Genomic DNA, 5,713 nt, shown 5'->3' on the forward strand with positions numbered 1-5,713 from the left:
CCATTCTTATCATAGGTGTAGGTGATGGTCTTGTCGCCAGACTTCATTTCAAGCAGGCGGTTCTCGGCGTCATAGCTAAACTCTGTCTTGCTTTCTTTACCGTCCACCGTCTCCGTGCTGGTCAGCTTATTTCCTGCACGGTCATAGGTGTAGCTAAACTGACTTAGTTCCTTGCCATCCTTACTTGAAACGGTCATCTGAACGATTTGCCCTAGACTGTCGTAGGTGTAAGTTTGGACCAGAGTTTCCCCATCCTGCGTGATGGTTTCCTTGGAGATGTAGTTGCCATCGTCGTACTCGTAGGCATAGCTGGAAATCAGCTTACCTTTCTTGTCACGATGAACAATCTCTGTCACACGATGGGCTGCGTCGTAGGTCAGAGCACTTGTCGTGCCGTCTCCACGCTCAATCTTGGTCATGTCGCCAGCCTTATCATAGGCGTAGGTGGTCACCTTGCCGTCACGGTCGGTCACCTTGGTCAGGCGATCGAGCTCGTCATAGCTATAGGCTACCTCGCTACCATCTGGATAGACCATCTTGGTGATATTGCCATAGTCGTCGTAGGTGTAGGTGATCAGACTGCCATCACCCTGACGAACACCAGTCAACTCACCCTCTTCATTATAAGCGTAGCGGGTCTGACCCGTCAAGTCACTCATCGCCACTCTGCGACCATCCGCATCATAGCTGTAGAGGACCTGCCCTTCTGACTCGGTAGAAGTCTTCTTGGTCAGCAGTTGGTCCAGCTTGTTGTAGTCGTAGCTAATGGTCTGACCATCAGCCTTAGTAATCTTGGAGAGTTGGTTATTGACATCGTAGGTGTAGGTCTCGCTGTCTCCCAGCGCATTCATCTTTTCGATGACATTTCCTAGCTGGTCATAGCTATACTTCGTCACCTGACCATTGCCATTGGTAATGGAGGTGAGATTGCCCACGCTATCATAGGTATAGCTGCTGGTTGATGCTTCATCTCCACTTCCCTTGGTGGCGGTCAGCAGTTGGTCTTCTTGGTCGTAGGTGTAGCTGGAAAGGCGCTTGCTTCCTGAGAGAACACTGGTCAGATTGCCATTGCCATCATAGGTGAGACTACTGCTTGCGCCTGTCGGACTGGATACCTTGATTAGGCGGTTATCCTTGTCATAGCTATAAAGACTTGTCTGACCTGCGGTATTGGTCTCGGCTGTCAGACGATTACCTGCGTCGTAGGTCCGCTTGGTCACCTGACCAAGTGGGTTGACTTCCTCTAGGAGGTTGCCATTTGGGTCATAGGCATAGGTTGTCTCTCTCTTACCATTGATGACTCGCTTGGTCACTTGCCCTACAGGATCATAGCTCAGCTCCGTCTCACGGCCTGTCGGACTGGTGATCGTTTTAAGCTGATCCAGCTTCGTATAGGACAGACTGGTCTTAGCACCGCTCGGACTGGTGATGCTGGTCAGATTGCCCATCTCATCGTAGGCGTAGGTTTTTTATTTTTTGGGGAAAATAGCAGAGCTATCTAGACAGTTTCCATCTGATATTCCGTTCTCAAAGATCTACATATTTATTCTATCACACCAAAAAGAAATCACCTAGAAATTTCTAGATGATTCCCTATGACTTCTAAGTAGTCTACTGGTATTTCTTCAGTGCTTCAAAGAATTCAAAATCGAAACTTCTATTCTCCTCCGCTACCTTTCTATTTCCTCATGAGACTGAGTAGTATATCTAAAAACAGTATATCAATTAAACTAATTAGATATTTTCTCTTCATACGAAGCTCTTCCTAATCAAAACTTAATTCCAATCTATCAATTACAAACGCTACATATTGACCAATAAGGTCGGGAGTATCTTCTAAAAATTCACTTGTTATATGTATGCCCACATCAGCATGACCATCGCTAACTAGTAGTCCGTTAGCTTTGTAACTGTAATTTTTCATATGTAAAAGTTGTTTACAGCTTGATTCTGATTGTTCAGTTTCATAATTATTAAAATTAGTATAACTAAAGTTTCCTCTGTATTTTTTTCCGACCTCAATTACATAGGGTGCACTACTAATCATTGCATCTAATATTAATCCATTAACTCTCACCTTTATAAAATATTCGTCAAGATCTGAAAGTTCTAAAATTTCTATTATTTCACTCACTTCGAATCCTCCTTACTCTACTGGCGTAATATTTTTTATGCCATTTGAACCATTAAGCGCTCTCCAGAAATCATTACCTGATTTTACATGATAGGTTGCAATATTTCCATTTGAATTTAGACCTACAAACTCAAATTTTGCATAGCCTTTAGAATTATTTCCCATAAACCGAACATAACCTATTGTTTGCTGTCCTCTATATGTATATTGGACCTTTATTCCATTCTCGATTACTGCGTTAGCTCCTGAAAGATACTCGTTTGGAGTATTATAAACACCACCAAACTCATCTCCGTGTTTATTAAAATGAAGTTCTAAAGCCTCTTCACTTGAAAAATTAATTATATTTTTATTAAGATATTCTGATATTGCATCAGTTTTTTTACCACTCCCCAGTCTCCACTTCGCTCCATTTTCTGTTGGTAAATTAGAGCTATTCTGAGAATACTGATAACCTGCATAAGCGCTAACGCCAGCTTGTACTATCGGGATCCACGGTACATAAGGCGCAATCTTTTTCTCCAAATCTGTTGCTGGAGTTCCGTCTGGACGTAGACCAGTCTCCTGAATGTGCTTGTAGAGATTCAGATAGTGATATTTCGCCAACTCCGCTGCCTGCGCTGCCGCCTTAGCTTCTTCCTCAGCCTTAAGTACCTTGTATCTTTCAATAACTGCTCTATTTTCGCCAATAGCTAATGGGTTGAAATAGCCGGTTCCAATATAGATGTTATAATTACCAATTACACTACTATATTGAGACTTCAAGTCGCTCATAGACATTTTATCTATCTTCGCCTTTTCAGCTACTGTCAATCCATACTTATTGGCTTCTTCAATCTTGCGGAAATCCGCAATGCTGATATTTGGCTTGTTTCGAGTACCTGAGTCCTTACCTTTCGTAGTCTGAGGATTACATACGTGTTTAAGAGTTTTTAGCTTTTGAGAAAATAGCAGAGCTTCTCAGCTAGTTGATGCAGAAATAGTCTGTTTCCAAACAACTACACATATATTCTACCACACCAAAAAGAAATCACCTAGAAAAATTCTAGATGATTTCAAAAGATACTAAAACTATTCCTCAGATGACTCAGATTGTGGGTTCATTACATAAAATGTACCTTTAGGATAATTTCTTTCGTAGCCTACAGAAATGTTGCATGATAGATATACATAATTAGGCTGATGAGAATTAGTTATTCTGAATTAGGAGAGTTATCTCTGGCTATATTCTTGACTAAATTTTATCAACAACTCATCTACTGCTTCAAAATCTAAATATATATTTCTAAAGCCTACAACAATTTTTGAAAGTGCTAAATTAGCATCATCATTTTTAGTGTTTTCAAGCATTGATATTCCTTCTTTAATCCACTCTTGATGCTTAGGAAGTTCTTCATTTATAATCTTTAGAAACTCTTGCTCACTTTCTGAATCCTTCCAGCTAATATTTTTACGAACTGCAAGCTTACGTAACTGATCATTTACTGATTTTATCAATTCAATCATGGTAGCCCTTATCACTCCTCATGTGTAATTTTCACAATATCTGAATCCTCGTATTCAGTAATAGTAATTATCCCTTTTAAAAGATTTCTCTTTTTATTCAATCGAAATATTACTTTATGGAAATCGTCAAAATATACTGCAAAATCAGACATAGACGATAACATTTGTTGATAAAATCGGTTGTATCGTTCATCTCTCTCATCACTATCTACCATAACCTTATCAAATGATTCAATGGCCGACTGTAATTTAAGGTAATCTTTTTCCAGATAGCATTCTATACTCTCTTTCAAGTCTTTTAAGTCATCATTAGACTCTAAAGACTCCCCTAACATCTGATTATACCGTTCGCAAATATCTAATATTTTTTTCAAATCTTCAATCATGGCAATCTCCGTCCGATAGCTTTATTTAACTTATCAAGGTTTGATGTTCCATCCAAATTAAGAACATCTTTTAATCTTCCTCGCTTATCAAAGATCTCTAAATGATCCTTATGTAGACCATCTAAATATATCTGATCACCTTTCTTCAATTCTCCTATATTTTCTGTTACCTTATAAACCGACTGTCCGTCATAACGTTTTTTGGTTTTTTGTAAACTATTACCAATTTCTTGTCCAAAATCTGATTCTAGAAACTCACTCATATTGCCAACCGCTTTAGAATTTTTAGAACCTCTTCCAGCACCATGAACTGTTTCATCCCCATTCTTCGCAAAGGCTTGAACAAGATTGTCAAAACCTTTCTTGGCGTTTTGTCCAACTTCACGCAAAGTGGTTCCACCTGCGTTCATGGTCATGCCACCAACTCCTGCGAGTTGCGGAGAGAAACCAAATGGGGTGTCGAGAAGTTTGCCCACATTCGATTTTATGAAGGTTTTGGTACCATCAATTGCTTTGTTAGCTCGAGTGACAATTTTTGAACCTTTAACAACATCAAATAGATTGTCTGCCTTAGTCGCAACTTTAGCCAGTTTACCGAATTTTGAACCTCCCATGCTAATGAGGTCCGTTGCCAGCCATGCCGCTGCTTCCAAACGACTAGCTTTCTCACCAGTAATAGGGTCAGTACCAGTAATTACACGGTAAATATCATTAACATAGAAGAACTCACCTGCTATACCTGCGGCATTCTTAAAAACATCCTTCCAATCCACATTTTTAAGGAATTTTACACCAGAGTCTACCCAGTGATTGGCCGTCTTACATACGTGTGTATACATGAAGCTCAAAGCTGGTCCCCAGTTTTTGATAAGGTTTTGGGCTTCTCTTGTTTTGGGCTGTCCTTTTATACCTGTCGCTGTAATGTATTCTTGATTCACCCGCTGCTGATACTGTTGCTGAGCGATGGCTTGACGCTGGGCTTCTGAATGCTGGTAGGTCACATAGTTTCGAGTGCTATTATTGTAGCCTCGCTGAGAGGTGAATTGCTGTCCAATCCAATTAGTAGTCTGCCTTACCGCATTGCCAGCCCAGTTGACTGCCTGATTGACCTTTTGTCCGACCCAGTTGACTGCGTGACCGACTGCGCTCTTAATGGTGTTATAGGTGTTTACCACTGCTTTTTTGACAGTATTATAGGTATCGACAACTACTTTCTTAGCGGCGTTATAGGCCTTGGATACTGCTTTCTTAGCAGTATTATATGCATTTGTCAAAGCCTTCCAGATATGCCCACTCGGGTCGGTGTAGTTGGCTGGGTTGTTCTGCACATAGGCATAGAGGTTTTGGCTGAGCGGGTCTGTTTGACTACCTGGATAGGTGTCAGCCGTCAGGAAGGTGCCTGCTTGGCTATCGTAGTATCGTGCACGGAGGTAGTCCAGACCTGTGATGTCACGGGCTTCGCCATTATAGGCAAATGGATTGCCTGTGGTATCTGTAGTCTGCTTGGTTGCTCCGTAGAGGGCATAGCTTGAACTTGCGACTGCCTGTCCATTCTGAGTCAGACCTGTCACAGAGCCAGACTGGCTGGTCAGGTAGTGATAGCTGTCGCCAGTGCTCTCGTTAGTATAGGTAGCTCTGCCATTGCCATAGACATAGGTCTCCCGTTTCTGGAGCTGGTCGTCATAGG

Annotated in this window: 5 protein-coding genes and 1 pseudogene; all 6 read right to left on the bottom strand. The window is 41.3% G+C overall.

Annotation, left to right across the window (positions count from 1 at the left end; all coding sequences use genetic code 11):
- Positions 1 to 1,448, bottom strand: a pseudogene (locus K5Q34_RS11540) (hypothetical protein); the annotation flags it as partial.
- A gap of 317 nt (positions 1,449 to 1,765) precedes the next feature.
- Positions 1,766 to 2,134 carry a hypothetical protein gene (locus K5Q34_RS11545; protein WP_029171981.1) on the bottom strand — a complete coding sequence of 123 codons (369 nt, stop codon included), beginning with the start codon at positions 2,132 to 2,134 and terminating at the stop codon, positions 1,766 to 1,768.
- A gap of 12 nt (positions 2,135 to 2,146) precedes the next feature.
- Entirely contained in the window at positions 2,147 to 2,947 is an 801-nt protein-coding gene (locus K5Q34_RS11550) for a hypothetical protein (protein WP_221865054.1), read from the bottom strand.
- Positions 2,948 to 3,346: 399 nt separating this feature from the next.
- Entirely contained in the window at positions 3,347 to 3,640 is a 294-nt protein-coding gene (locus K5Q34_RS11555; protein WP_024408937.1) for a hypothetical protein, read from the bottom strand.
- An 11-nt stretch (positions 3,641 to 3,651) separates the two neighbouring features.
- Positions 3,652 to 4,026, bottom strand: coding sequence for a hypothetical protein (locus K5Q34_RS11560; RefSeq protein WP_024408938.1), 375 nt, complete (start codon positions 4,024 to 4,026; stop codon positions 3,652 to 3,654).
- On the bottom strand, positions 4,023 to 5,713 hold a 1,691-nt coding region (locus tag K5Q34_RS11565; protein WP_221865053.1), incomplete at its 5' end, for an RHS repeat-associated core domain-containing protein. The genes K5Q34_RS11565 and K5Q34_RS11560, both read right to left, overlap by 4 nt.

This window comes from Streptococcus sp. 2018110, assembly GCF_019754115.1.
In the GTDB taxonomy this organism is placed as follows: Bacteria; Bacillota; Bacilli; order Lactobacillales; family Streptococcaceae; genus Streptococcus; species Streptococcus hashimotonensis.